We start from the raw sequence: 25,827 nt of genomic DNA on the forward strand, positions 1-25,827 counted from the left end.
TATGTGGAATGATATACTCATCGTTAGGATATAAAGAGCTAGAAAAGGAGTCAATCACATGGATTTGGAAAGCTTAAACATTCCTGCAATCAATCTGTTTGCATCTAAATATTTAAACCAAGAAGAGCCTGTCACTTCTTTTTTTCACTATAATATCAACATGCCCTCAGTTTACCAGGACCGTATGAAAGACCTTCAATCGCGACAATTCCCTAGAGAAGGACTGACAACCTGTATTTCCTCTTATATGGAAGGGTTGCCTACGTCCGATAAAGTGGAAGAATCCCTTGGGAAATTGAGGGATGATGCAGTTACCGTCGTAGCCGGGCAACAGGCTGGCCTTATGAGCGGTCCCCTCTACACGATACATAAAATCATTTCAGTCATTCAATTAGCGAGGCAGCAGGAAGCAGAATTAAAACATCCGGTTGTCCCGGTTTTTTGGATTGCCGGAGAAGATCACGATTATCAAGAAGTGAATCATATATTCGTTGAAAAAGGAACGAAGCTTGAGAAGGTTGGGTATCCTGAAAGGGTACTGGAAAAAAAGATGACCTCTCACATCACGTATACAAAGTCGGTGATGAAGGATTGGGCTGGTGACATCATGACCGTTCTAGGTGAGACGGAGTATTCAAAAGAAATGCTGAAAGAACTCAATAAGATGATAGACGAGGAACAAACGATCGTTCGCTTTTTTGCGCATTTTGTCATGAGTTTATTTAAAGATTTCGGACTGCTGGTCATTGATTCGTCTTATCCTCCCCTCAGAAGACTTGAAGGGTCGCATTTTCATCATTTGATTGAAAGCAGTAAGTCAATAACAGATGCTGTACTGGAACAACAAAGAGTCATTCAGGAGAGTGGATTCGGCACTCAATTGGAAATATCCCCTGATGCCGCCAATCTTTTTCTACAGATTCAGAACGAAAGGGCGCTGCTGGATAGAGATGGTGAAGTGTTCATTGAGAAAAGTAGCAATAAGATATTTTCTTCAGCCGAGTTGCTGACCATTCTAGAGAATAATCCTGAATCATTTAGTAATAATGTCGTTACAAGGCCATTGATGCAGGAGTGGTTATTCCCGAGTCTCGCATTTATTGCAGGTCCGGGCGAAATTGCATACTGGGGGGAATTGAAGAAGGCATTTGAACATGTGGATTTAAAGATGCCTCCTGTTGTGCCCCGATTAAACATCACGATAGTGGAAAGGGACATCCAAAAAAGGATGCAGGAACTCCAGTTGACGCTTGAAGGAGTCCTTACAGAAGGAGTAACGACTGCCAGGGATGCTTTTTGGAAGACTCTTGAACGTCCGGGACTTGAGAAGGAAATGAACGAAATCCAGGAGGAACTCACTCGTAAATATGAGGAAATCTTGAAACAATCCATTTCGATTGATCAAGGGCTGGCCCCCATTATCGAAAAGAATCTGGAGTTCCATCATAATCAGTTCAATTATTTACGCAAAAAGATAGAGAAAGCGCTGAAAGATAAGCACTCATTAACGTTCTCTCAATTTATGAAAGTAGAAAACAGTATCAGGCCCAATGAAGGACCTCAGGAAAGAACCTGGAATATCCTCTATTTCTTAAATAAGTACGGCCCAGATTTCGTGAAAGATCTGACTCTTCAAGATTTTACGTTTGATGGAGCGCATAAAGTGATATATATATGATCCATTAATATAAAAAAGGACCCAATTCGTTGTAAAGTGCGAATTAGGTCCTTTTTCTGTTGGATATTGACAAATTATTCAACCGGAAAATTGTCTGGAAAAGCAGGAAAAAGACTAATGAAAAAAAGAGGGAATATTATGCAAGAAAAGAATATAGAAAAGAGTGGAGAAAAGTGGGGGGATGTGGTACATTTGTGTTAGAAAGTGGGGGCAGTGCATATGTTCATGGGCGAATATCAACATAACATTGATAATAAAGGCCGTTTAATTGTACCTGCCAAGTTCCGTGAACACCTCGGTGATTCATTTGTCATCACCAGGGGGCTTGACCAGTGCTTGTTTGGTTACCCTATGGATGAATGGCGTTCATTAGAGGAAAAGCTTAAAGCCCTGCCACTGACTAAGAAAGATGCCCGTGCCTTCACCAGATTTTTCTTCTCGGGAGCAACAGAGAGTGAACTGGATAAAACGGGCAGGGTGAATATTCCTGCTACACTTGTGAATTATGCACATTTGGATAAAGAATGCATTATTTTAGGAGTTTCCAATCGAATTGAGATTTGGAGTAAATCATTATGGGAAGACTATTTCACACAATCTGAAGATTCATTCGCTGAACTTGCAGAGAATATGGTAGGGTTCGATATTTAGCCCGCCACAAAACGTTCGATTGGAAAGGTGAATTCAACATGTTTAAACATACAACTGTATTATTGAAAGAGACCGTAGACGGTCTGGATATTAAAAAAGATGGAGTATATGTAGATTGTACGCTAGGCGGTGCAGGGCACAGTGAATATCTTGTCAGTCAGCTATCGCCAGAAGGTCGTCTGTATTGCTTTGATCAGGATGAAACAGCCATCAACCATGCGAAAGAAAAACTTTCTGCTTATCAGGACAGAGTGACATTCGTCCAATCAAATTTCAGGCATATCAAAGAAGAACTTGAACAACTCGGAGTACATAGTGTGGATGGGATTTTATACGATCTTGGTGTTTCATCACCTCAACTGGATACTCCAGAAAGAGGGTTTAGTTATCACCATGATGCGCCTCTTGACATGAGGATGGATTTACAAGGGGAAGTAACGGCCTTTGATGTGGTTAATCATTGGTCCTTTGAGGATTTGGTCCGGATCTTTTATCGATATGGAGAAGAAAAGTTCTCGAAGCAAATCGCCAGAAAGATCGAAGCGGCCCGTGAAGTGAAAGCGATTGAAACCACTGGGGAACTTGTGGAATTGATCAAGGATGGGATTCCGGCACCCGCTAGGCGAAAGGGTGGCCATCCAGCCAAGAGAGTGTTTCAAGCAATCCGTATTGCCGTGAATGATGAGCTTGGAGCTTTCGAAGATTCCTTGGAGCAGGCAATAGGGCTTCTGCATAAGGGTGGAAGGGTGAGTGTCATTACGTTCCATTCCCTGGAAGACAGGATTTGTAAGACGATGTTCAAGGAGAAAGCGTCAGGACCTGACCTGCCTCCAGGTTTACCTATTATTCCTGAGGGTTATGAAGCGGAACTTAAACTGATTACGAGAAAACCGATCCTGCCTGGCGAAGAAGAATTAGAAGAAAATAATCGTGCCAGGTCAGCTAAATTGAGAATCGCAGAAAAAAATATATAAAAAGAAGGAAACAGGAGGGAGAATTTTGAGTAACTTAGCCAGAAATTACGAGCAGCAAAAAGTGGAGAAATCTTATCAGTCCGTTCAAGCCAAACCACAAAGACTGAATGAGGGAAGAAGGTCCGTTGTCACACCGGGTGAAAAAATCCTTGTGGCCATATTCGCCATGGTGTTTTGTTTCTTGGCCGTTCAAATCGTATCGACACAGGCCGCCATCTATGATGTCAACAAAGAGGTTCAGCACGTTGAAACCACCATTGAAAAACAGGAAAAGGCCAACAATGACCTGAAACTTCAAGTGAGTGAATTGAGTACGTATGAACGTATTCTTGAAAAGGCGAAGGAACTTGGACTTAACTTGAAAGAAAAGAATGTTAAGGTTGTTGAACAATAATGAAAAAGAGACCAAGTATGAACATAGGGGCAGCCATCCTTTTCGGGATTTTCGGCTTGCTCTTTTTTGTATTAATGGTCCGCTTTGTCACCATTCAGGTCACTGGGGAAGCGGAAGGAAAAGTCCTGGCATCACAGGCGGCAAAAAAATATATTAAAAGTCATATTCTAGAAGCGCATAGAGGAACAATCTTTGACGGTAAAGGGGAGGTCATTGCAGAGGATACATCTGCGTATACCCTGGTTGCTATACTTGACCCAAGCATCACGAGTGATCCGAAAAAACCGAAGCACGTGACCGACCCGGAAAAAACGGCCAAAGTTCTCGCTGAATATCTTGATATGAAGGAGAGCGAGATTTATGACCGTTTAAATAAAAAAGGACCTTATCAAGTAGAATTCGGTGCTCCCGGGAGAGACCTATCACATCAGAAAATGCTTGAAATCAAGGAAGAAGATCTTCCAGGTGTAACGTTCAGGAAGGAAGCGAAACGATTTTATCCTAACGGCTCTTTTGCTTCACATCTGATCGGATTCGCACAAAAAACGACGGACGATGACGGTGATTCCACAACAATTGGGAAAATGGGAGTCGAAGCAAGCTTCAATGATGTGTTAAAAGGGAAAGATGGTTCTGTTGCATATAAGAGTGATGTATGGGGATATCTCCTGCCGAATGCAGATGAACATGTGACTCCACCCGAGGATGGGGATGACCTTTATCTGACCATCGATAAGAAGATTCAAACATTTCTTGAAGAGGCAATGAATGAAGTCCAAAAAAAATATAAGCCGAAGAAAATGTTTGCGATCGTATCCGACCCGAAGACGGGAAAGATTCTCGCTATGTCACAAAGACCTACTTTTCACCCGGACACAAGAGAGGGACTCTTGGATAACTGGACCAATATCATCGTTGAAGACACCTATGAGCCCGGGTCGACGATGAAATCCTTCTCTCTGGCTGCAGCGGTGAATGAAGGAAAGTTCAATCCCAATGAAACCTATGAATCTGGTAAGTTCTATGTGGAAAATGTTCCAAATCCAATCCGGGATCACAATGGCGGAGAAGGGTGGGGGACAATTTCGTACTTGGAAGGCGTCCAAAGGTCCTCCAATGTTGCATTTGCGAATCTCCTTGATAAAATCGGCTTTAAAAAATATGAGGATTACCTACATGATTTTGGATTCGGTGAGGCGACGGATGTAGGGTTACCAAACGAAGCTTCAGGTTCTATCCTTTATCATTATCCGATTGAAAAATACACGACCATCTTTGGTCAGGGAACAACTGTGACACCTCTTCAAATGGTACAGGCTGAGTCAGCGATTGCGAATAATGGGAAAATGATGAAACCTTATGTCATTTCCAAAATCGTGGATCCCAATACGAAAAAAGTGATCAAAGAAACAAAGCCCGAAGTTTCCGGAAGTCCCATTTCGAAAGAAACAGCGATCAAGACGAGGGAATACCTGGAGACGACTGTCACATCTGAACATGGTACAGGGCAAAAGTTTGCGATAGAAGGATATCGAGTTGGTGGAAAATCGGGATCAGGACAAATCCCTGATCCCGCAAATGGCAGGTATATGGTGGGTAAAGAAAATTATCTCTTCTCCTTTATGGGGATGGCTCCCATCGATGATCCTCAGTTAATTGTTTACGTAGGGGTACAGCAGCCTGAGTTGGAGCCGACTGAAATCGGCTCTGATCCGGTATCGGCGGTTTTCAATCCTGTCATGCAAAACAGCTTAAAGTACCTGAATATCAAACCTCAGGAAAAAGTGAGCCTGAAAAAACAGTCACTGCCTGATACGAGGGAAATGAGCCTGGAAGAAGCGAAAAAAGATCTTGAAAAAGCAGGGGTCACTCCTATCGTAGTCGGGAATGGTTCCCAGGTGGTCAAACAGCTGCCTCAAGGTGGAAACGCCATCCTTGAAGGCGAAAGGGTCGTCATTAAAACAGACGGCGACATGACCATTCCGGATATGAAAGGGTGGTCTGTGAGAGATGTCTTCAAGGTAGCCAATATCGCCGGTTTAAAGATGAATATGGTCGGAAATGGTTTTGCTGTCAGTCAAAACATTCAGCCTGGGGCAAAGGTTAAGAAAAATGAGCCCCTTGTCATCAACTTCAAGACTCCTGAAGAAGAATCTGCCCAGGTAGCGGATGATGAACAGCCAGTAAACGAATAATGAAGGGATGACTAATGCATGAGACATCCCCCACCTTAGCTGCGTGCATAATTGAGGCTAGGGATATGGGGGTTGCTCATCAAAGTCACCCTTTTATTTTTTCTTCTCTCCCCGCAAGTAGAACTGCCTACACCATCACGAGTCTTTCATTGATTTCAAACATACCCCAATAAGTCCAAGCATATAATGGAACGAGCCATAGAAGGGGAGGTTCCATTTGTGAAAAGAGTATCCAATGTAACGGTAAGGAAAAGGTTGGCTGCAGCGCTTATAGTAGGAGTCCTTGTTTTCTCCATCATAGATATAAGGCTTGGGTATGTTCAGTTTTTTAAAGGGGACTGGCTTACCGGCTTAGCGAAAGACTCTTGGAGTCGAAATATCCCATTTCAACCTGAACGGGGAAAAATAGTAGACCGTAATGGAGTTGAGCTTGCCGGGAATCAAAGTGCACCGACGATCTTTGTCGTTCCACGGCAGATCACAGACCCACAAGGGACAGCAGATAAACTGGCGGCCGTCCTTAATATTTCAGTAGAATCTGCATATAAATATGTAACACAGAAAGCCAATATGGTGTTGATTAAGGAAGCCAGAAAGATTTCATATGATAAAGCAAAAGAAGTAAGGGACCTCAATCTAAAGGGAGTCTATTTAGGAGAGGATTCTAAGCGTTATTATCCTTACGGAAGCTATTTATCCCATGTCCTTGGATTCGCAGGGATTGATAATCAGGGACTGATGGGACTTGAACTTTCATACGATGAAGAGCTTAGTGGAGATAAAGGGTATGTTAAATTTTTCTCAGACGCAAAAGGAAAGAGAATGCCAGATATGGCGGATGACTTTGAAAAACCTGAAAATGGATTGGATCTGAAATTAACGATTGATACCAAAGTGCAAACCATCGTGGAGCGGGAATTGGACATCGCCGAGGCGACTTATAATCCCGATGGCATCATCGCCATCGCCATGAATCCAAACAATGGTGAAATACTGGCCATGTCGAGCAGGCCGACGTTTGACCCGGCTAACTTTCGAAATGTCCCCCAAGAGATTTATAACCGGAATCTGCCGATTTGGAGTACCTATGAGCCGGGCTCCACGTTCAAGATCATTACTCTGGCAGCGGCGCTGGAAGAGAAGAAGGTCGACCTCTATAAAGAAACGTTCCATGATCCTGGTCACATTGAAGTGGCTGGATCGACCCTTCACTGCTGGAAGCGCGGTGGGCACGGCACGCAAACATTTCTGGAAGTCGTACAGAATTCATGTAACCCGGGATTTGTCGAACTGGGACAGAGGCTAGGGAAAGAGAAACTCTTCGAATATATCCATAATTTTGGATTTGGTGAAAAGACGGGCATCGATCTTCAAGGAGAGGGAAAGGGTATTCTGTTCAATCTTGATCGGGTGGGACCAGTAGAGCAAGCGACGACAGCATTTGGTCAAGGTGTGGCTGTTACCCCGATTCAGCAAGTAGCAGCGGTATCTGCAGCTGTAAACGGAGGCGTATTGTATCAGCCTTACATTGCAAAAGAGCTAATTGATCCTGCAACGGGAGAAGTTGTGATGAGAAAGACACCGCAAATCAAGGATAGGGTCATTTCAGAAGAGACTTCCAAGCAGATCCGCGAAGCGCTGGAAAGTGTCGTTGCCAAAGGCAGCGGTAAGAAAGCATATGTAGATGGTTACCGGGTAGGGGGAAAGACAGGAACAGCCCAGAAAGCCAAAGATGGTAAATATCTTGAAAATAATCACATCGTTTCCTTTATGGGAGTAGCACCTATGGATGATCCAGAAATTGTCGTGTACGTAGCAGTGGATAATCCGAAGGGGACGATTCAATTCGGTGGTGTCGTCGCCGCCCCGATTGGTGGAAGTATCATTGGTGATAGTCTGGAAGCAATGGGAGTACCGAAACGAAAAGGTCAAATTGAAAAAGAAATGACGTGGACGGACACTCCTCTGATTGAAACACCTGATTTGGTGGGGTTGACGAAAAATGAACTTCAGGAGCAACTCGTTAACCTTGACCTGGATGTAAGCGGAAACGGGGAAAAAGTGGTAAGTCAGTCTCCCGATCCCGGGGTGAAAATCAAACAAGGATCCAAAGTGAGGGTTTATCTTTCAGAATAGTCATGCGGAAAATCTACATGTGCTACCCTTGTCATCTATCCCGGGGATTTGATTTGAAAATGTCCCCGGGAACTTATAAGGCAAGTACGTAAATCAATAAAGTTATCGAACTAAGTTAAAAGGTTGATAGCTTTCATACGTATTTTTTTGTAAAATATAAAAAGGTTGCTTTCTACCTGTGAGGAGTTGAAAAGATGAGATTGCACACTTTGCTGGAAGTACTACCGTTTTTCTCAGTACAGGGTGAAGGGAATCCAGCTATTTCAAACATCGCGAACCACCATAAAAAAGTGAAGAATGGTGATTTATTTATCTGTATCAATGGATTAGAGGTTGATAGCCACTCGCTTTCCGGGGTGGCCGAAAAAAATGGTGCAGCAGCCATCCTTGCAGAGAGGACACTTGATGCAGACATTCCCGTCATTATTGTTCCTGATACGAAGAAAGCGATGGCCATATTAGCAGACTATTTCTATAAACAACCCTCCCACCAGCTTCTCTTGGTCGGGGTGACAGGAACAAACGGAAAAACCACGACCACCCATCTAATTGATCAGGTTTTCACCCAGAGCGGGATGAAGACCGGTTTAATCGGAACCATGCATATTAAAGTGGGTGATGAGTTGGAAGTCAGCCATAACACGACTCCTGACAGTTTAACCCTTCAACGGACATTTAGGCGATTTTGTGATAAAGGGGTGCGATCCGCCATCATGGAGGTTTCTTCCCATGCACTGGATCAAGGGCGTGTACACGGCTGCGACTATGATATCGCAGTGTTTACAAACCTCTCCCAGGATCACCTGGATTATCACAAGTCCATGGATGATTATCGGAACGCGAAAGGCTTATTGTTTTCCCAATTAGGGAATACTTATTTTAAGAAATCCCCTAAATACGCCATTATTAATAAGGATGACGAAGCAGCAGATTACTTTATCCGGTCCACAGCCGCCCACGTACTTACATATGGTCTCCATTCTTCGGCTGACTTTTTTGCTAAGGATTTGGTGCTCGGGGCAACCGAGTCCGTATTCACACTTGTGTCCCCATTCGGGGAATGGGAGATGGTTTTAAAGTATGCTGGGAAATTCAATGTTTACAATGCACTTGCTGCCTTAGCTACAGCGTTCGCTGCGGGCATACCGATCGAAGATAGTATAAGGAGCCTTGAGAAGGCAAAAGGGGTCAGGGGGCGATTTGAAACGGTTTCTGAGGGTCAGCCTTTTTCAGTCATCATTGATTATGCACATACCCCGGATGGATTGAAAAACGTACTCGAAACCACCCGGACGATCACAAACGGCAAAGTGATAGTAGTCGTCGGTTGTGGAGGGGACAGGGATAGGATCAAAAGGCCTATTATGGCGGAAATCGCGTGTGATTACGGAGATTATGCGATTTTCACCTCTGATAATCCCAGGACAGAGGATCCCGTGAGTATATTAAAAGATATGGAATCGGGAGTGTTCGGTAAACAATACCAATTGATCATTGATCGTAAAGAAGCGATCAAGGAAGCGTTGAATCTTGCACAACCTGGAGATGTGGTGTTGATTGCCGGGAAGGGTCATGAAACGTATCAGATCATAGGAAACGATGTGTTCGATTTTGATGATCGGGAAGTTGCGAGAAACTTCATCAAGGGGATGTGAAAATGCTTTTTTATGATGAAGTGAAGAGATTGTTTCCAGATACCAAAGGAATTCACTTGCCGGGATTTACGTTTTTAATAGTTTCTAATTCAACTAGTATGACGATGGAGAAGGGACTTTATGTCCCTTTTAGTGATGAAATCGATCTTTTAAAGAGTATTGAAATGGGTGCGATCGCTTCCCTATGGCGGAAAGATGATCCCATTCCATCTTATGTTCCGAATCACTTTCCATTATTTATGGTTGATGATGTATACCTGGCTTATGTACACTTACTAGAGAATTACAAACAAAATTACAATCAAGAAAAGTGGGAAATTATGACGAAGTTTATATTTACTAATGAATCTAATTATCAAGCAGTGGATTTATCCTTGAACGAATCCTCTCATGAGCTGGATACGACAAAAGAAAAAGGAGGGGAATAGCCATGATGGAACAAGTGATACTTTTTACGATAATCATGTCATTTTTAATAACCGTACTGCTTGCCCCTGTGTTTATTCCTTTCCTCAGAAGATTGAAGTTTGGACAAAGCATCCGGGATGAAGGTCCGCAGTCACACCAGAAAAAGACCGGAACACCGACGATGGGCGGGATCGCGTTCCTGGTTTCGATTGTCATTACAACATTTGTCATGACTGGGAAATACTCTGATCCTGGCCCCGAGACATATTTAATGATCATGGTCACCGTAGGTTTCGGATTATTGGGATTTTTGGACGACTTTATTAAAGTCGTGATGAAACGGAATTTGGGATTGACTTCCAAGCAGAAACTGCTCGGTCAAATTATTATTTCGGTTATTTTTTATCTCATCTTTAAGCAGAATGACTTTCCGACCACGGTGTCGATTCCATTAACGGATTTTTCCATTGAATTAGGATGGTTTTACTGTGTATTTATCATCTTTTGGCTGGTCGGATTCTCAAACGCTGTCAACTTGACGGATGGTCTGGACGGACTCGTATCCGGAACGAGTGCGATTGCCTTTGGAGCACTGGCCGTGCTTGCATGGAGCCAATCGCAATATGATGTTGCCATCTTCGGTGTGGCGGTTGTGGGAGCGGTCCTGGGCTTTCTCGTATTTAATGCCCATCCTGCCAAAGTATTCATGGGGGATACTGGATCTCTTGCACTGGGTGGGGCGATCGCAGCGATTGCCATCCTGACCAAGCTTGAAATCATTCTAATCCTTATTGGAGGGGTTTTCGTAATCGAAACTCTTTCCGTGATCTTACAGGTCGCATCCTTTAAAACAACAGGAAAGCGGATCTTCAAGATGAGCCCTTTGCATCATCATTATGAATTGGTCGGATGGAGTGAGTGGCGTGTCGTCGTTACTTTTTGGACGGTGGGATTGCTGTTTGCCGTATTGGGAATCTATATCGAGGTGTGGTTATAAATGAAAAATACAACGAAATTCAAACATAAAAAAGTATTGGTATTAGGATTGGCAAAAAGTGGGGTAAGTGCTGCCTCTCTCCTACATAAGTTAGAAGCATTTGTAACGGTGAATGACCAAAAGCCTTTGTCAGAGAACCCTGAGGCGCAGGGACTCCTGCAGGAAGGGATCAAAGTCATATGTGGAAGTCACCCCATAGAGCTGATGGATGAGGGGTTTCAATATGTAATCAAGAATCCTGGAATCCCATACCATAATCCATTGATAAAAAAAGCAATGGAAAAGAATATTCCTATCTTAACCGAGGTGGAACTCGCTTATTTGATTTCTGAAGCAGAAATGATCGGGATCACGGGGACAAATGGAAAAACGACAACGACCACTCTCCTATTCGAAATGTTGAGGGAGGATAACCAAAAGCCACTAATAGCAGGGAATATTGGTACCGTCGCTTCTGAGGTTGCACAGAAAGCAAAAAAAGACGAGAAAATGGTAGTTGAACTTTCTTCCTTCCAACTGATGGGGATAGAGGAATTCGCTCCTCATATTGCGATTATTACAAATCTCTATGATGCTCATCTTGATTATCATGGGGACTTGACAGAATATTGGAAAGCGAAATCCAATATTACAAAAAATCAAACCGAAAATGATTATCTGATCATCAATGGGGACCAGGAGCATGTACATAAAGCGATAAGCTTTACAAAAGCTCAGGTGATACTCTTCTCAACACAAAAAGTAGTACAAGGAGGAGCCTATATTAAAGATCGGGCGATTTATTTCAAGGAGGAACGTGTCGTTGAACTGGACTCAATCGTCCTGCCTGGCGCTCATAACCTTGAAAATATCCTTTGTGCCGTTGTGGCTTGTAAAATCTATGGTGTATCCAATGACAGTATCAAGAAGGTACTGAGTACGTTTGGAGGAGTGAAACACCGCACCCAATTCGTCAAGGAAGTAAAGGGGATTAAATTCTATAATGATTCTAAAGCAACGAACAGCCTGGCGACGAAAAGCGCCCTTGATGCATTTAACTCTCCTACCATATTGCTGGCGGGAGGGTTGGACCGGGGGAATGAATTCGATGACCTGATACCTTACCTGTCCAATGTTAAAACGTTGATCACCTTTGGGGAAACGTCAGCTAAGCTCGTGAAGACAGGAGAAGCAGCAGGGATACAAACCATCATTCCTGTCGATAATGTTGAAAAGGCAGTTCCGGTTGCTTATGAGCACGCAAAGGAAGGGGATATCGTATTGTTATCCCCGGCATGTGCGAGTTGGGATCAATATCGTACTTTTGAACAACGTGGTGACATTTTTATCGAGGCCGTGCATAAGCTTTAAAGAGGGCTTGTCTATATAGAGCATCGATACTTAACCATTTTAGACATCAGGATTAGATTTCATTGCTCGAACGGCTCTAAATTTGTCAATTCGAGGTGTTTACGCTTGCCTTTAAAAAAATCGACTCCCGATTTTATTCTCATTATGGTTACACTCACTTTACTTGCCATTGGTTTGATCATGGTGTACAGTGCCAGCGCCGTTTGGGCCGATTACAAATTCGATGATTCCTTTTTCTTTGCAAAAAGGCAGGTGCTCTTTGCTGGTGTGGGATTAGTTGCCATGTTCTTCATCATGAACGTAGAGTACTGGACATGGAGAAAATGGTCAAAAGTCATTATTATCGTTTGTTTCGTTCTTCTTGTCCTGGTATTAATACCCGGTATAGGCGTATTGAGGAATGGTTCAAGAAGCTGGATAGGGGTCGGTGCCTTTTCAATTCAGCCTTCCGAGTTCATGAAACTGGCCATGATTGCTTTCCTGTCAAAGTATTTATCTGAGAATCAAAAGTACATTACTTCTTTTAGAAAAGGAGTCCTGCCTGCACTGTTGCTCGTCTTTACAGCTTTTGGAATGATTATGCTGCAGCCGGATTTAGGAACAGGTACTGTAATGGTCGGGACTTCCGTTGTAATGATTTTTATATCAGGGGCAAGGATAAAACATTTCGTAGGCCTTGGAATGATCGGTTTGTTGGGGTTTGTGGGGCTCGTCATTTCTGCACCCTACAGGATTAAACGGATAACCTCCTTCTTGGACCCCTGGCAGGACCCGTTAAACAGTGGATTCCAAATTATTCAATCCTTATATGCAATAGGGCCGGGAGGTTTATTCGGCTTAGGACTGGGTCAGAGCAGACAGAAGTTTTTCTACTTACCGGAACCACAAAATGACTTTATATTTGCCATTCTGGCAGAGGAACTCGGATTTATTGGGGGAACTTTGGTACTGATCCTATTTTCATTAATCTTATGGAGGGGTATCAGGATCGCGTTGGGTGCACCCGACTTGTTTGGAAGCTTTCTCGCTTTAGGAATCGTATCCATGATTGCCATACAGGTGATGATCAATGTAGGGGTAGTAACAGGGCTGATGCCCGTGACGGGAATCACATTGCCATTCCTTAGCTACGGGGGATCATCTTTGACGCTTATGCTCATGGCTGTTGGAGTCCTGTTAAATATCAGCCGCTACACGAGGAATTAACGTTTCATAATAGAGATTGACGAGAGAAACAGAATGGTAGAAGTGGAGAGCGATCCATAAAGATCGTTTTCTTGCTCCTCCCGTTGTACTCGTCGGTCTCTATTTTTCTGATTGTGAAATAAAACAAATAAATTCCAAGTATTTAAAGAAATAACGATAGGATATTCAAAGAAGGGATGTTACAATAAATTACATATACGTAATTCATAATAATCATACCTTTTCAAAATAAAGGAGAGTTTGTTACTTTTGTTAACCAAAACTTTTACAATTCAATGACATGCATTCATAATGCTTCAATTGTTGTTTAAAATAGGGTCCAAGAGTGAATTACATAAGGTGGCCATCTTTTTAGAAAGTGAATGAACGTACATATGCTAAAAGTGGTATGAACAATCCATCTTAGCGAATCCTGTCATCAGAGGATAAGAAGACTTGTTGTCACCGGGTAACACTTATTAACAATTATTCTGTTTCAAACAAAGGTTTATGGCAGAAAACGTTCTGTTCCTCTTTCAACAAGTGATGCCTTCGTATAAAATAGGGGGTATCCCAATATAAAGAGTACTTTCATTATAAGACGAGATGAGTATATCTTATCCATGACATAATGAATCAAAAGTGAAATTGAGGAGAACGAAATGAAAAAAGAAAATGTTGTTTCCATTGAAGATCGAATTCCTAAATTAAAACAACACCGAAAAAAGAAGGCAAATCGCAGACTTATGTTATTACTTTCTTTATTCTTCCTGATGATTTTGTCGGTTGTTTATTTTCAATCGCCCCTTAGTCATGTGAAGACGGTGGATGTTAATGGGAATGAACTGATTTCTAATAAGAAAGTTCTTCAAGAAAGTGGAATTGACAGTGGCATGAATGTTTGGAGTGTAAACAAAGATAAGACCGTGGAACAATTAAAGAAGCTGCCCGAAGTGAAGGATGCGAAGGTTGAACTGACATTCCCGAATTCTTACGAAATAACCATTCATGAATATGATAAGAAAGCGTACCTCTCTAAGGGGAACAAATTCTTTGTCATATTATCGAATGGAAAGGTCCTGGATAAAGGGACCGGGGCGGTACCCGTCGATGCTCCCCTATTAAGGGGATTCGAAGAAGATAAAGTCCTGGTCAAAATGGTGAAGGAATTAGGCGAGCTACCAGATGAAGTTCAACATCTCATTTCAGAGATCAATCTCGTCCCTAAGAAAACAGATCAATATCATTTGACTCTATTTATGAACGATGGGTTCGAAGTGAGTGCAACCATTCGAAGTTTCTCTGAGAAAATGGTGCATTATCCTTCGATTGTCAGTCAATTAGATCCTGAAGTTAAAGGGGTCATTGATTTAGAGGTTGGTTCTTATTTCAGAGCATACGAAACGGAAGGTGAACAAAGCAATGAAGAGGATGAGGGTGAGAGGTAAGCACGTGATCCTCTCTCTTGTGTGTCTGGTTTTGGGTTTCATCCTTGCTTTTTCATTCAGTCTGGCAAACACAGAACAAGCAGAACTTGGGAATCGGACGAATGGTCAATGGAAACAGGAAGAAGCATTAAGAGATCAAATCCTGGAGTATCAGCAGAAGAACAATCAGCTGCAGGAAAAGCTTTATGAGAAACAGGAGAAGATCGGGAATATGGAGAAAGAATTTTCTAAAGAGAAACAAATTTATTTTAATTTGGCAGAAGATGCCGAGAAGTATCGAATGTACCTGGGCAAGACGAAAGTGAAAGGTCCGGGTGTAACCGTTACTTTATCAGATGCCCAGTATGATCCTGAAGAAGAGAACGCCAATAATTATATTGTGCATGAACACCATGTATTCAAGGTCATTAACGAATTATATATAGCAGGGGCTTCTGTGGTTGCCATTAATGGGCAAAGGCTGAAGCATGATTCATACATACTTTGTAATGGTCCAGTCATACAGATTGATGGGATCGATTACCCTGCTCCGTTCAAAATCACGGCAATCGGTGATCCGGACGTACTATCCTCTGCCATGAATATCAATGGCGGAGTGAAAGATCAGCTAGTGAATGATAATATCATCTTTGAAATGAAAAAAGAGAATACGGTCATCCTGGAACCTACGATTGGTGAATCGTAATCCTGCTTGCATAGAAGCGGATGATAGACTTTATTCAGGATGAGGGTCAGTTTTGAAAGTAAGGTGCACTAAATGGATAACAAACTGAAAATCAGCTTTACAGTCATTACGGTGATAATCGGATTTATGGTCGCCATTCAGTTTCAGACTGTAAAAGAGCCGGTGGTCCGGGATACACGGGATATTTGGGAGCTGAGGGAAGCTCTTTTGAAAGAGAAGGAAGTTAACTCCAATTTATTGTCTGAAACGCGTTCCGTAGAAGCAAAGCTTGAACAATACAAGACAGAGCAACAATCAAGTCCCGAACAGGCACTGAAGCAGACGCTGGAGGAATTAAAGACTGAAATGGGACTGACTGAAAAGACTGGCCCCGGACTCATCCTGACCATTGAGCCTTCAATGGAGGAAATCCTTCTCGGAGAAAAGGTTCAGAACGTTTCCCCGGAACTTTTGGAAAGGCTTGTAAATGAACTGAATCAGTATGATGCTGTTGATATTGCGATTGATGGTCATCGATTGATCAACACTTCAGTCATAAGGGATATTAACGGAGATACGAAGGTAGATGGCAATACGATAAAAAAAATCCCGTTCGAGGTACGAGTGCTGACCAAAGATGTAAAAGCAGCCAAGGATTTGTATAACCGCATGCAGGTTTCCAGGTCAGTGGAAGATTTCTTTATCGATAACCTTCGGGTGAACATTTCAAAACCTTTAGAAAAGCTGGTGCTTCCGGAATATAAGGATACAATCCGGGTCCGTTTCATGGAACCGGTTAAGGAAAGAGGAGGGAACGAGTAATATGTGGCTTCCCGTTTTAGGGTTGCTAGTAGGGGTCTTCCTTGGGCTTCTCACAGATATTAGGATTCCAGAAGAATATTCCAATTATTTATCGATTGCGGTTTTGGCAGCCTTGGATACATTATTTGGCGGTATTCGTGCCCACCTCCAAAATATTTATGATGATAAGGTCTTTGTTTCTGGATTCTTTTTTAATATTTTACTAGCAGCAAGTTTAGCTTTTCTGGGGGTACATCTTGGTGTAGACTTATATTTGGCGGCTGTTTTTGCTTTTGGAGTAAGATTATTCCAGAACATAGCAGTGATTAGACGAATAATGATTAGCAATTGGTCAAATAATCAAGAAAAAAGAGAAAAAAATTAGAATTTTAAAAGGGAATCGTTTTTGTTACGACGAATATCATATTAAGATATACTTAGAATCATGTTTTTCTAGGATTGTTGTTCCAAATAAACATTCTTTAAGGAGGTGCCATAGAGTGAACAGCAATGAAATTTACGTTAGCCTAGACATCGGTACATCCACAGTGAAAGTAATCATTGGTGAAATGACGAATGATTCCTTAAACATAATCGGTGTAGGAAATGTGAACTCAGAAGGAATCAGAAAAGGTTCCATCGTAGATATAGACGAAACTGTTCATACAATCAAGAAGGCAGTTGAACAAGCTGAAAGGATGGTCGGTTTATCAATAAGTCAGGTCATCGTAGGCATTACAGGAAATCATGTTTCACTTCAATCCTGTCATGGAGTTGTGGCAGTATCGAGTGACAACAGGGAGATTGGCGATGAAGACGTTCTGAGAGTGATGGATGCAGCCCAGGTTGTTTCGATACCTCCAGAAAGGGAAATCATCAATGTGATCCCAAGACAATTCATTGTTGATGGGTTGGATGAGATTACAGATCCACGTGGAATGATCGGTGTTCGGCTGGAAATGGAAGGGACCATCATTACTGGATCTAAGACGATTTTACATAATACTCTCAGGTGTGTAGAGAAGGCTGGACTTGAAATTGTCGATATCGTCCTTCAGCCACTAGCTGCAGGTACGGTTGCTTTATCCAAGGATGAAAAGAACCTTGGGGCTGCCTTGATCGATATCGGTGGCGGTTCTACAACCATCGCTGTTTTTGAACAGGGGCACCTGAAGGCTACGACTGTGCTTCCCGTTGGCGGAGAGCATATCACAAAAGATTTGTCGATCGGTTTACGGACATCGACGGACGATGCGGAAAAAATCAAAACGAAATATGGACATGCTTTTTATGACCACGCGTCAGAAGATGAAGTGTTCAGTGTGCCAATTATTGGCAGTGATCAACATCAGCAATTTAATCAATTAGAAATTTCTGATATCATAGAAGCAAGGCTGGAAGAGATCCTGGACCTCATAAGCCATGAGTTGAAGCGATTGGGAATCAGGGATCTGCCAGGTGGATATGTACTGACTGGTGGTGTAGCAAATCTTCCAGGTGTGTTAGAATTAGCACAAATCGTTTTCCAAAATCGTGTACGCGTGGCAATTCCTGATTATATCGGAGTAAGGGAACCCCAGTATACGACAGCAGTTGGATTGATCAAATATGCTCAGAAGAATGCTAGATTGCAAGGAAGATCTGTAAGCGCAGAACCGGTGCCCGTAGAGGCCGCCGAGAAGCGTCAATCAAAACCCGCTAATAAAAAGCCAAAGCCTGCAAAGGTAAAAGAAGAAGAACATGAAGATGAAAAGGCCATGTCAAAAGTGAAAAAGTTCTTTGGATACTTCTTTGAATAAATAAAGGAATCCATAGATTCGACGAGTTAGGAGGATTTGTCATGTTGGAGTTTGATACAAATTTAGATTCATTAGCGACAATAAAAGTTATTGGTGTCGGTGGCGGAGGAAACAACGCCGTAAACCGCATGATCGAACATGGTGTTCAAGGTGTTGAATTTATCGCAGTCAATACGGATGCACAGGCTTTGAATCTATCTAAAGCTGAAATAAAGATGCAAATCGGTGGCAAATTAACCAGGGGATTAGGTGCAGGTGCCAATCCTGAAGTTGGTAAAAAGGCTGCTGAAGAAAGTAAAGAGCAGATCGAAGAGGCCCTTAGAGGGGCGGACATGGTCTTTGTTACGGCCGGAATGGGCGGAGGAACAGGTACTGGTGCAGCACCGGTAATCGCTCAAATCGCCCGTGAAATTGGCGCGTTAACAGTCGGTGTCGTGACACGACCATTTACATTTGAAGGCAGAAAGCGTTCAAACCAAGCAAGCGGTGGTATCGCGGCCATGAAGGAAGGCGTAGATACCCTTATCGTCATTCCAAACGATCGCCTGCTAGAAATCGTGGACAAGAGCACTCCAATGCTTGAAGCTTTCCGTGAAGCTGATAATGTTTTACGTCAGGGTGTGCAAGGTATCTCGGATCTCATCGCTACACCTGGTCTGATCAACCTGGATTTTGCAGATGTTAAGACGATCATGTCTAACAAAGGATCAGCGCTAATGGGTATCGGAGCAGCATCAGGTGAAAACCGTGCCACTGAAGCAGCGAAAAAAGCAGTCTCAAGTCCATTGCTTGAGACATCCATCGACGGTGCTCAAGGTGTCCTGATGAACATTACAGGAGGAACGTCATTGAGCCTATACGAAGTTCAGGAGGCGGCTGACATCGTAGCATCTGCTTCAGATCAAGAAGTAAACATGATCTTCGGTTCAGTCATCAATGAAGATTTAAAAGATGATATTGTCGTTACCGTCATCGCAACAGGTTTCAATGAAGAGGTCATCCAGCCTCCAAAACAAACACGACCAACATTTGGTGGAATGAAACCAAATCAAAGTCCAAACCCAAGCCCATCGGTTAAAAGGGAACAGCCTAAACGGGAAGAGCAGCCTCAACAACAAGAGCCTGTGAGAACTTCTTCCAATCAAGGTGCTGAAGAAACATTGGACATCCCAACATTCCTTCGCAACCGTAACCGTCGGAGATAATTACCGATTATAAACAAAAACCCCCAAGGTATATTACCTTGGGGGTTTTTGCTTTCGCTTTCATTATTCCCCTCTAAAATCATAGCGAGAATCCCCTTATATTTAATGACATTTTTCGTTTATATCTCCGAAAAGTTTTCCTTCTAAGCATACAAAAAATGACAACCTTTAAAAGGTATGTACGATATACTTCTGATAAGTCATTCCTCTGGTGACTTTTAGCTGCTGGGTGAAATGTGAAAAGGAGGGTAGAGATTGACTTTATATTTGGATGTCATCTGGTTGTTGAATCTGTTAGTAGACTTTTTCCTTCTATGGTTAACAGGGATCATCTTAAAGAGACAATATGCCCTCTGGAGAATCGGGGTCGGCAGTTTGATAGGCTCTATCATTATTCTCCTGGCTTTTTCACCATTTGCTCATTTTACTGGGAACCCTTTTGTAAAATTATTATTTTCCGTTGTCATGGTATTTTCAGCTTTTGGTTATAGAAGATTGCGCTATTACTTATCTAATCTTTTTATGTTCTATTTCGTCACCTTCTTTACCGGTGGAATTTTAATAGGGACTCATTATTTTATAAGCTTTGATCCAAGCAGGGAATCATCCATGCTGCTTGCAAGCATACGCGGATTTGGTGACCCGATAAGCTGGGTATTTGTAATGCTCGCACTGCCGCTTGCCTGGTATTTTTCAAAAGGCAGGGTGGAGAGCATTGAGCATGTGAAGCTTCAATATGATCAGCTCCTGGAAGTGAGTATTAAGATTGCAGATTTTCATTGTACGGTCTCAGGACTTGTAGACAGCGGAAACCAGCTTCAGGACCCAATCTCCAAAAACCCTGTCATGATCTTATCCATTGCAGGAATCGAGGGTGATATCCCTCATGATATGCGAGCACTTTGCCATGAAGTTGAAGAGATTTTTTCTGGTGAGAAAGAAATCGGCGCCTGCTGGTCTGACAGGATGCGTATAATACCGGCACAATCGGTAGGAAGGAAAAGTCAGCTTCTCGCTGCCATAAAGCCTGATTCATTAGTATTGAAAGATCATGAATCTGAATGGGCCATACCCAATGGATTGATTGCCTTTAGGGAAGAGCCTCTTTCAGCAGACGGGAATTTTCAAGCGATCGTCCATCCGAAAATGGCTTCACGGAAACCGGTACTCAATGTTTCTTGATTCAATTATTACTACTATACTCACAATTTAAAGAAATAGAAGGGGGAGCAACAATGAAAAAATTCAAATTCAAATTTTTATACTACTGGTACAAACTGTTAATCAAACTTGGACTGAAAACAGATGAAATTTACTACATAGGTGGTAGCGAAGCGCTTCCTCCTCCATTGTCGAAAGAAGAGGAAGAGGTACTACTCAATAAATTGCCCAATGGAGATAAGGCAGCAAGATCATTATTAATTGAACGAAACTTAAGATTAGTCGTTTATATTGCCCGGAAATTTGAGAATACCGGGATAAACATTGAGGACCTGATCAGTATCGGTACTATCGGCCTCATAAAAGCGGTGAATACCTTTAATCCAGAGAAAAAAATCAAGTTGGCGACTTATGCATCAAGATGCATCGAGAATGAGATTCTGATGTATTTAAGACGGAACAATAAGATAAGGTCTGAAGTTTCATTTGATGAACCCCTTAATATCGACTGGGATGGAAATGAATTACTATTATCCGATGTACTTGGTACGGATGAGGATATCATCACCAAAGACCTTGAAGCTACCGTTGATAAAAAGTTGCTTTTCAATGCCCTTCATCAGCTTTCGGAACGGGAAAAACAAATCATGGAGCTTCGTTTCGGCTTGATGGGAGAAGAAGAAAAAACCCAGAAAGACGTTGCGGATATGCTCGGTATTTCGCAATCCTATATATCCCGCTTAGAAAAAAGAATCATTAAGCGCTTAAAGAAAGAATTTAATAAAATGGTTTAACGTTTAAAGCCGAACTTTTCCATGGAAAAGTTCGGCTTTTCTTGTTCCATTGATTCTTAAAAAAATGGCTGCTTTCGCAAAGATTGTTGCTAACCGCATACGTTGCTCTTCCATTTAAGATCTGGTGCAGGAGGGTGAAGGGAACAGTCCCGCTTTCCACGGACGTTCGGCCGAGCCTCCTCAGCAAAAACCGCTTCCGGGGTCTCGGCACGCCCGTTTTCCGTAGGAGTCTACGCAGTTGCCTTCACCCTCTTACGTAGTAAGTTGCTGACAGAGCAAAATGGTTTGTGACCATCCGTTTAAAAAGAATAAAGGACTATAAAATAATAAAGCCACTGCAATGCATGAGATAGCAGTGGCATAAGCAATCTCCACATTTCCTTTGTGTTTGTTAAACACTTCTTCTGGATAGTTGATTGTTCCGGAAGGTGCTCAACTCACGCCCCGCGGAAAGCGAGCACCTGTAGCGGAAATCAACCGCCACTCGCCACATCCAAAAGCAACAATATTTACGAAAACAGCCAAAAAAATTTACCACTCATTTAACCAGATGGCAGAAGGGATTCGGAATATGTCGACCACAGCTTGTCAGATTGAAATGCATATTTTTCCTCTTCAAGGAAATACTGAATTTTGTACAGCAGCTCCTACAAGGAGGGGAAAGAATGACACGTAATAAAGTCGAGATTTGTGGTGTGGATACATCCAAATTGCCAGTACTCAAAAATGATGAAATGAGAATACTTTTTAAAGAAATGCAGGCGGGGGACATCTCCGCACGTGAAAAACTGGTCAATGGTAATCTGCGCCTCGTCTTAAGTGTAATTCAACGCTTTAATAACCGTGGTGAATATGTTGATGATTTATTTCAAGTAGGGTGCATTGGATTGATGAAGTCCATCGATAATTTTGATTTAGGTCAAAACGTCCGATTCTCTACATACGCGGTTCCAATGATTATTGGTGAAATCCGTCGGTATTTGAGGGACAATAATCCAATAAGAGTGTCCCGTTCACTACGAGATATTGCGTACAAGGCTCTACAAGTAAGAGAGAAATTAATGGGGGAGACATCCAGGGAACCGACTGCAGAAGAAATTGCAAAAGTGTTGGATGTATCACACGAGGAGATCGTCTTTGCACTCGATGCCATTCAAGATCCTGTTTCACTGTTCGAACCGATCTACAATGATGGTGGAGACCCTATCTTTGTAATGGATCAATTAAGCGATGAAAAGAACCGTGATTTTCACTGGATTGAAGAAATTGCCCTTCAAGAAGGGATGAGACGTTTAAATGATCGTGAAAAACTCATCATCAGCAAACGCTTCTTCCAAGGAAAAACCCAAATGGAAGTCGCAGACGAAATCGGCATCTCACAAGCCCAAGTATCAAGACTCGAAAAAGCAGCAATCAAACAAATGAACAAAAATATTCAATGAAATAAGAAAAGCGGAGGCGGCTCGTTCAGCCCCGACAAGCACAATGAAAAATCCCCAAAAGGCGCTCTTTGCCTTATGGGGAATTTTCATTGTGACCTCGAGCCTCTAATCCCTGGAGCTGGAGAATAGAAAAGAAAGGCAGATATCCTTCGGGAAGGTCTGCCTTTCTTTTTGCTGCATACACTATAAATAACTAATATAAATAGGTGGAATGGTGTCTTAATGCCTTTTCACCATTATCAACCCATATGGATCAACTTGAAAAGAGGGTGAAGAAAGATGGTACGTATATCTGAGTTTCAGGTAAAAGATGTGGTGAGCATTTCAGACGGGCGGAAGTTAGGGAATATTGGAGATATTGAAATCAACCTGGATACAGGAAGGATCGAGGCTATTGTAATTGGCAGCGGTGGGAAACTATTAGGCTTTTTTGGCAAGGATGAAGATATTGTGATCCCCTGGAGCAGTATTGTGAAAATCGGCGAAGATGTGATACTGGTCAGATACAAAGACAGCCACTATATTCAAGGACAACTACAGGAACCGAAACAATCCCCCGAAACATGACGAATCTTCAAAGACTATGGTACACTTAATTAAAAAAGAAGGAGATTCAACGTGTTGAAAGAGCCTTTTGTATATGAATCAGAAGCTTATTACTCCATCGGTGAATGGACGGAAGGAAACCCAAAACTAATTGCAGGTATTACCACAAGAAGAGGCGGGGTAAGTTCCGAACCATTCGATACATTGAATATGGGGCTTCATGTAGGTGATGAGGAAACATCTGTCATTCACAATCGCCAACGGCTGGCAACAGATCTTGATATGCCTCTCTTTAGCTGGGTAGCGGCGGAACAAACACATGGGAACAACATTTATTCTCCATGTTTAAAGGACGCGGGGCAAGGTGCAACAGATTATAAGAGCAGCATTAAAGATACCGACGGATTCTTGACAGGGGAAAGGGATATTCTGTTAACCATGTGTTATGCAGACTGTGTTCCCCTTTATTTCCTGGACAGGGAAACAGGGATGGTCGGATTGGCTCATGCAGGATGGAAAGGGACGGTTCTTGGAATTGGTCCGAAAATGGTCAATGAATTCGTCAAGAAAGGGTCCTCCATTTCTTCATTGGAGGTCGTGATCGGTCCCTCGATATGCAGTGATTGCTACGTAGTGGACGATTATGTAATCGATAAAGTGAAAAAAACACTAGAAGATGAAAACAACTTACCCTATAATTTAAAGGAAGAGGGACAGTATAACCTCGACCTTAAAAAGCTTAATCAAAAGCTCTTGATTCATGGCGGGTTAAATCCTGATCAAATCCGTACTTCCAGTTTTTGTTCGTCCTGTCACGAAGAATTTTTCTCTTATCGTAGAGATGGTGGTAAAACGGGGAGAATAATGAGTTTTATTGGCTGGAAGGAGAAATAGAATGAAGGTAACAGAAAATCTTAAGGCTATCAAGGGACATATTCAAAGTGCCTGTGAACGAAGCGGAAGAACCTCAGAAGACATAACAATTGTCGCAGTCACCAAATACGTATCGATTGAACGGGCAGAAGAGGCGGTCGAAGCAGGTATCCTCCACTTAGGGGAAAATCGCGATGATGGACTGAGCTCCAAGTGGGAAGCACTTTCGGACAAGCCCTATTGGCATTTCATCGGTTCCCTGCAATCAAGGAAAGTCAAAAACATCATTGATAAAGTATCATACATACATTCCCTGGATCGTTTGTCATTGGCGAAAGAAATTCATAAAAGGGCTGAAAAGCCTGTCTCTTGTTTCGTTCAAGTGAATGTATCCGGAGAAGGCTCCAAACATGGTATTCTACCCCATGAAGTAAAGGGATTTATTGATAGTTTAAAAAACTATTCCAATATTAAAGTGGTAGGATTAATGACGATGGCTCCACATACAGATGATGAAGCATTTTTGCGCTCTTGTTTCAGGCAGCTGAAGACAATTCAAGATGACGTGCAATCACTGAAGCTTCCTTACGCCCCTTGTACAGAATTATCCATGGGGATGAGCAATGATTACAGGATTGCAATCGAAGAAGGTGCCACGTTTATTCGTATTGGAACTGCATTAGTTGGAAATGACTGAGAGGGGATGAATAAAAATGGGTATTAAGTCAAAGTTCAAGACATTCTTTTTGCTGGATGAAGATGAATATGAATATGAAGAAGAAAAGTACGAAGAAGAATACGAGGAGAAAAAGCCTATGAAGTCGCAGCTGTCTAATTCAAAACAAAATGTTGTGAGCCTTCAAAGTGTACAGAAATCTTCAAAAATGATTCTTGTTGAACCAAGAGTTTATGCGGAGGCCCAGGAAATAGCAGACCATTTGAAGAATCGCAGGTCTGTACTCGTTAATCTTCAGCGGATACAACATGATCAGGCAAAGCGGATCGTCGATTTTCTCAGTGGCACAGTTTATGCCATCGGAGGCGACATTCAGCGTGTAGGCGATAATATTTTTCTGTGTACACCAGACAATGTAGAAGTAAGCGGTAATATTTCTGAGTTCTTGAAAGAGGAAGACCTATCAGATTCGAGGTGGTAATGTAAATTATGTTGTGGGTTTATCAAATTTTAATTAATTTAATTCAAATTTACTCATGGGCGTTGATCATATATATTTTAATGTCCTGGTTCCCGAATGCAAGAGAGACAGCGATTGGGCAATTCCTTGCTAGAATCTGTGAACCGTACCTGGAACCATTCAGACGGATTGTTCCATCGATCGGGATGATTGATATTTCACCAATTGTGGCATTCATTGTATTAAACCTGGCGCAATCAGGTTTAACGCAATTATTTAGATGGCTTATTTAATTGGAGCTGTAACCCATAAAGGACTGAAACCGGTCAATCCGT

Annotated in this window: 25 protein-coding genes; all 25 read left to right on the forward strand. The window is 42.3% G+C overall.

Annotation, left to right across the window (positions count from 1 at the left end; genetic code table 11):
• The first annotated feature begins 58 nt into the window (after positions 1-58).
• Complete coding sequence (gene bshC / locus SLH55_RS05935) at positions 59-1,678, forward strand: bacillithiol biosynthesis cysteine-adding enzyme BshC (protein WP_219169042.1); 1,620 nt, start codon at positions 59-61, stop codon at positions 1,676-1,678.
• A 219-nt stretch (positions 1,679-1,897) separates the two neighbouring features.
• A complete protein-coding gene (gene mraZ, locus SLH55_RS05940) occupies positions 1,898-2,329 on the forward strand; it encodes a division/cell wall cluster transcriptional repressor MraZ (RefSeq protein WP_219169041.1) in 432 nt (143 codons plus the stop codon).
• 38 nt (positions 2,330-2,367) lie between these two features.
• Positions 2,368-3,303 carry a 16S rRNA (cytosine(1402)-N(4))-methyltransferase RsmH gene (gene rsmH / locus SLH55_RS05945; RefSeq protein ID WP_219169040.1) on the forward strand — a complete coding sequence of 312 codons (936 nt, stop codon included), beginning with the start codon at positions 2,368-2,370 and terminating at the stop codon, positions 3,301-3,303.
• A gap of 25 nt (positions 3,304-3,328) precedes the next feature.
• The gene (ftsL, locus tag SLH55_RS05950) at positions 3,329-3,697 is read left to right on the forward strand and encodes a cell division protein FtsL (RefSeq protein ID WP_219169039.1); all 369 of its coding nucleotides are present in this window, start codon (positions 3,329-3,331) and stop codon (positions 3,695-3,697) included.
• On the forward strand, positions 3,697-5,892 hold the full coding sequence (locus SLH55_RS05955) for a penicillin-binding protein (protein WP_219169038.1): 2,196 nt from the start codon (positions 3,697-3,699) through the stop codon (positions 5,890-5,892). The genes ftsL and SLH55_RS05955 overlap by 1 nt, the downstream gene beginning before the upstream one ends.
• Before the next feature lie 219 nt (positions 5,893-6,111).
• Entirely contained in the window at positions 6,112-8,028 is a 1,917-nt protein-coding gene (locus tag SLH55_RS05960) for a stage V sporulation protein D (RefSeq protein ID WP_308807574.1), read from the forward strand.
• A gap of 194 nt (positions 8,029-8,222) precedes the next feature.
• Positions 8,223-9,683, forward strand: coding sequence for a UDP-N-acetylmuramoyl-L-alanyl-D-glutamate--2,6-diaminopimelate ligase (locus tag SLH55_RS05965; RefSeq protein ID WP_219169034.1), 1,461 nt, complete (start codon positions 8,223-8,225; stop codon positions 9,681-9,683).
• A 2-nt stretch (positions 9,684-9,685) separates the two neighbouring features.
• A complete protein-coding gene (locus SLH55_RS05970; protein WP_219169032.1) occupies positions 9,686-10,111 on the forward strand; it encodes a hypothetical protein in 426 nt (141 codons plus the stop codon).
• A gap of 2 nt (positions 10,112-10,113) precedes the next feature.
• Positions 10,114-11,088 (forward strand): phospho-N-acetylmuramoyl-pentapeptide-transferase, encoded by a 975-nt coding sequence (gene mraY, locus SLH55_RS05975; protein ID WP_219169030.1) that lies wholly within the window; start codon positions 10,114-10,116, stop codon positions 11,086-11,088.
• A complete protein-coding gene (murD, locus tag SLH55_RS05980) occupies positions 11,089-12,438 on the forward strand; it encodes a UDP-N-acetylmuramoyl-L-alanine--D-glutamate ligase (RefSeq protein ID WP_219169028.1) in 1,350 nt (449 codons plus the stop codon). It abuts the gene before it with no gap.
• 105 nt (positions 12,439-12,543) lie between these two features.
• Positions 12,544-13,644 (forward strand): stage V sporulation protein E, encoded by a 1,101-nt coding sequence (spoVE, locus tag SLH55_RS05985; protein ID WP_219169026.1) that lies wholly within the window; start codon positions 12,544-12,546, stop codon positions 13,642-13,644.
• A gap of 641 nt (positions 13,645-14,285) precedes the next feature.
• Positions 14,286-15,071 carry a cell division protein FtsQ/DivIB gene (locus tag SLH55_RS05990; RefSeq protein WP_219169024.1) on the forward strand — a complete coding sequence of 262 codons (786 nt, stop codon included), beginning with the start codon at positions 14,286-14,288 and terminating at the stop codon, positions 15,069-15,071.
• Positions 15,055-15,756: a DUF881 domain-containing protein gene (locus SLH55_RS05995; protein ID WP_257475147.1), complete on the forward strand. Its 702-nt coding sequence runs from the start codon at positions 15,055-15,057 to the stop codon at positions 15,754-15,756. The genes SLH55_RS05990 and SLH55_RS05995 overlap by 17 nt, the downstream gene beginning before the upstream one ends.
• Before the next feature lie 72 nt (positions 15,757-15,828).
• A complete protein-coding gene (locus SLH55_RS06000; protein WP_219169020.1) occupies positions 15,829-16,557 on the forward strand; it encodes a DUF881 domain-containing protein in 729 nt (242 codons plus the stop codon).
• 1 nt (position 16,558) lies between these two features.
• On the forward strand, positions 16,559-16,921 hold the full coding sequence (locus SLH55_RS06005) for a small basic family protein (RefSeq protein WP_206851012.1): 363 nt from the start codon (positions 16,559-16,561) through the stop codon (positions 16,919-16,921).
• A 115-nt stretch (positions 16,922-17,036) separates the two neighbouring features.
• Positions 17,037-18,335, forward strand: a complete 1,299-nt coding sequence (ftsA, locus tag SLH55_RS06010; RefSeq protein WP_219169018.1) for a cell division protein FtsA — start codon at positions 17,037-17,039, stop codon at positions 18,333-18,335.
• A 41-nt stretch (positions 18,336-18,376) separates the two neighbouring features.
• Complete coding sequence (gene ftsZ, locus SLH55_RS06015) at positions 18,377-19,540, forward strand: cell division protein FtsZ (protein ID WP_219169016.1); 1,164 nt, start codon at positions 18,377-18,379, stop codon at positions 19,538-19,540.
• A gap of 255 nt (positions 19,541-19,795) precedes the next feature.
• Complete coding sequence (spoIIGA, locus tag SLH55_RS06020; protein ID WP_320322914.1) at positions 19,796-20,722, forward strand: sigma-E processing peptidase SpoIIGA; 927 nt, start codon at positions 19,796-19,798, stop codon at positions 20,720-20,722.
• A 53-nt stretch (positions 20,723-20,775) separates the two neighbouring features.
• Positions 20,776-21,495, forward strand: coding sequence for an RNA polymerase sporulation sigma factor SigE (gene sigE / locus SLH55_RS06025; protein WP_219169012.1), 720 nt, complete (start codon positions 20,776-20,778; stop codon positions 21,493-21,495).
• Positions 21,496-22,160: 665 nt separating this feature from the next.
• Positions 22,161-22,937 (forward strand): RNA polymerase sporulation sigma factor SigG, encoded by a 777-nt coding sequence (gene sigG / locus SLH55_RS06030; RefSeq protein WP_219169010.1) that lies wholly within the window; start codon positions 22,161-22,163, stop codon positions 22,935-22,937.
• Positions 22,938-23,216: 279 nt separating this feature from the next.
• The gene (locus SLH55_RS06035) at positions 23,217-23,504 is read left to right on the forward strand and encodes a YlmC/YmxH family sporulation protein (RefSeq protein ID WP_219169009.1); all 288 of its coding nucleotides are present in this window, start codon (positions 23,217-23,219) and stop codon (positions 23,502-23,504) included.
• Between the two features lie 51 nt (positions 23,505-23,555).
• Complete coding sequence (pgeF, locus tag SLH55_RS06040) at positions 23,556-24,377, forward strand: peptidoglycan editing factor PgeF (protein WP_320322915.1); 822 nt, start codon at positions 23,556-23,558, stop codon at positions 24,375-24,377.
• Between the two features lies 1 nt (position 24,378).
• Positions 24,379-25,053: a YggS family pyridoxal phosphate-dependent enzyme gene (locus SLH55_RS06045; RefSeq protein ID WP_320322916.1), complete on the forward strand. Its 675-nt coding sequence runs from the start codon at positions 24,379-24,381 to the stop codon at positions 25,051-25,053.
• Positions 25,054-25,069: 16 nt separating this feature from the next.
• A complete protein-coding gene (locus SLH55_RS06050; protein ID WP_060669857.1) occupies positions 25,070-25,513 on the forward strand; it encodes a cell division protein SepF in 444 nt (147 codons plus the stop codon).
• Between the two features lie 8 nt (positions 25,514-25,521).
• Complete coding sequence (locus tag SLH55_RS06055) at positions 25,522-25,785, forward strand: YggT family protein (protein ID WP_219169005.1); 264 nt, start codon at positions 25,522-25,524, stop codon at positions 25,783-25,785.
• The last annotated feature ends 42 nt before the right edge of the window (positions 25,786-25,827 follow it).

The sequence above is a fragment of the Rossellomorea sp. YZS02 genome (assembly GCF_033963925.1).
Taxonomy (GTDB): Bacteria; Bacillota; Bacilli; order Bacillales; family Bacillaceae_B; genus Rossellomorea.

Excerpts from the sequence above, each read along its gene's own strand:
- bshC (WP_219169042.1), top strand. The coding sequence starts at position 59 with ATGGATTTGGAAAGCTTAAACATTCCTGCAATCAATCTGTTTGCATCT.
- mraZ (WP_219169041.1), top strand. The coding sequence starts at position 1,898 with ATGTTCATGGGCGAATATCAACATAACATTGATAATAAAGGCCGTTTA.
- rsmH (WP_219169040.1), top strand. The coding sequence starts at position 2,368 with ATGTTTAAACATACAACTGTATTATTGAAAGAGACCGTAGACGGTCTG.
- SLH55_RS05955 (WP_219169038.1), top strand. The coding sequence starts at position 3,697 with ATGAAAAAGAGACCAAGTATGAACATAGGGGCAGCCATCCTTTTCGGG.
- SLH55_RS05965 (WP_219169034.1), top strand. The coding sequence starts at position 8,223 with ATGAGATTGCACACTTTGCTGGAAGTACTACCGTTTTTCTCAGTACAG.
- SLH55_RS05970 (WP_219169032.1), top strand. The coding sequence starts at position 9,686 with ATGCTTTTTTATGATGAAGTGAAGAGATTGTTTCCAGATACCAAAGGA.
- mraY (WP_219169030.1), top strand. The coding sequence starts at position 10,114 with ATGATGGAACAAGTGATACTTTTTACGATAATCATGTCATTTTTAATA.
- murD (WP_219169028.1), top strand. The coding sequence starts at position 11,089 with ATGAAAAATACAACGAAATTCAAACATAAAAAAGTATTGGTATTAGGA.
- SLH55_RS05990 (WP_219169024.1), top strand. The coding sequence starts at position 14,286 with ATGAAAAAAGAAAATGTTGTTTCCATTGAAGATCGAATTCCTAAATTA.
- SLH55_RS05995 (WP_257475147.1), top strand. The coding sequence starts at position 15,055 with ATGAGGGTGAGAGGTAAGCACGTGATCCTCTCTCTTGTGTGTCTGGTT.
- SLH55_RS06000 (WP_219169020.1), top strand. The coding sequence starts at position 15,829 with ATGGATAACAAACTGAAAATCAGCTTTACAGTCATTACGGTGATAATC.
- SLH55_RS06005 (WP_206851012.1), top strand. The coding sequence starts at position 16,559 with ATGTGGCTTCCCGTTTTAGGGTTGCTAGTAGGGGTCTTCCTTGGGCTT.
- ftsZ (WP_219169016.1), top strand. The coding sequence starts at position 18,377 with ATGTTGGAGTTTGATACAAATTTAGATTCATTAGCGACAATAAAAGTT.
- sigE (WP_219169012.1), top strand. The coding sequence starts at position 20,776 with ATGAAAAAATTCAAATTCAAATTTTTATACTACTGGTACAAACTGTTA.
- sigG (WP_219169010.1), top strand. The coding sequence starts at position 22,161 with ATGACACGTAATAAAGTCGAGATTTGTGGTGTGGATACATCCAAATTG.
- SLH55_RS06035 (WP_219169009.1), top strand. The coding sequence starts at position 23,217 with ATGGTACGTATATCTGAGTTTCAGGTAAAAGATGTGGTGAGCATTTCA.
- SLH55_RS06045 (WP_320322916.1), top strand. The coding sequence starts at position 24,379 with ATGAAGGTAACAGAAAATCTTAAGGCTATCAAGGGACATATTCAAAGT.
- SLH55_RS06050 (WP_060669857.1), top strand. The coding sequence starts at position 25,070 with ATGGGTATTAAGTCAAAGTTCAAGACATTCTTTTTGCTGGATGAAGAT.
- SLH55_RS06055 (WP_219169005.1), top strand. The coding sequence starts at position 25,522 with ATGTTGTGGGTTTATCAAATTTTAATTAATTTAATTCAAATTTACTCA.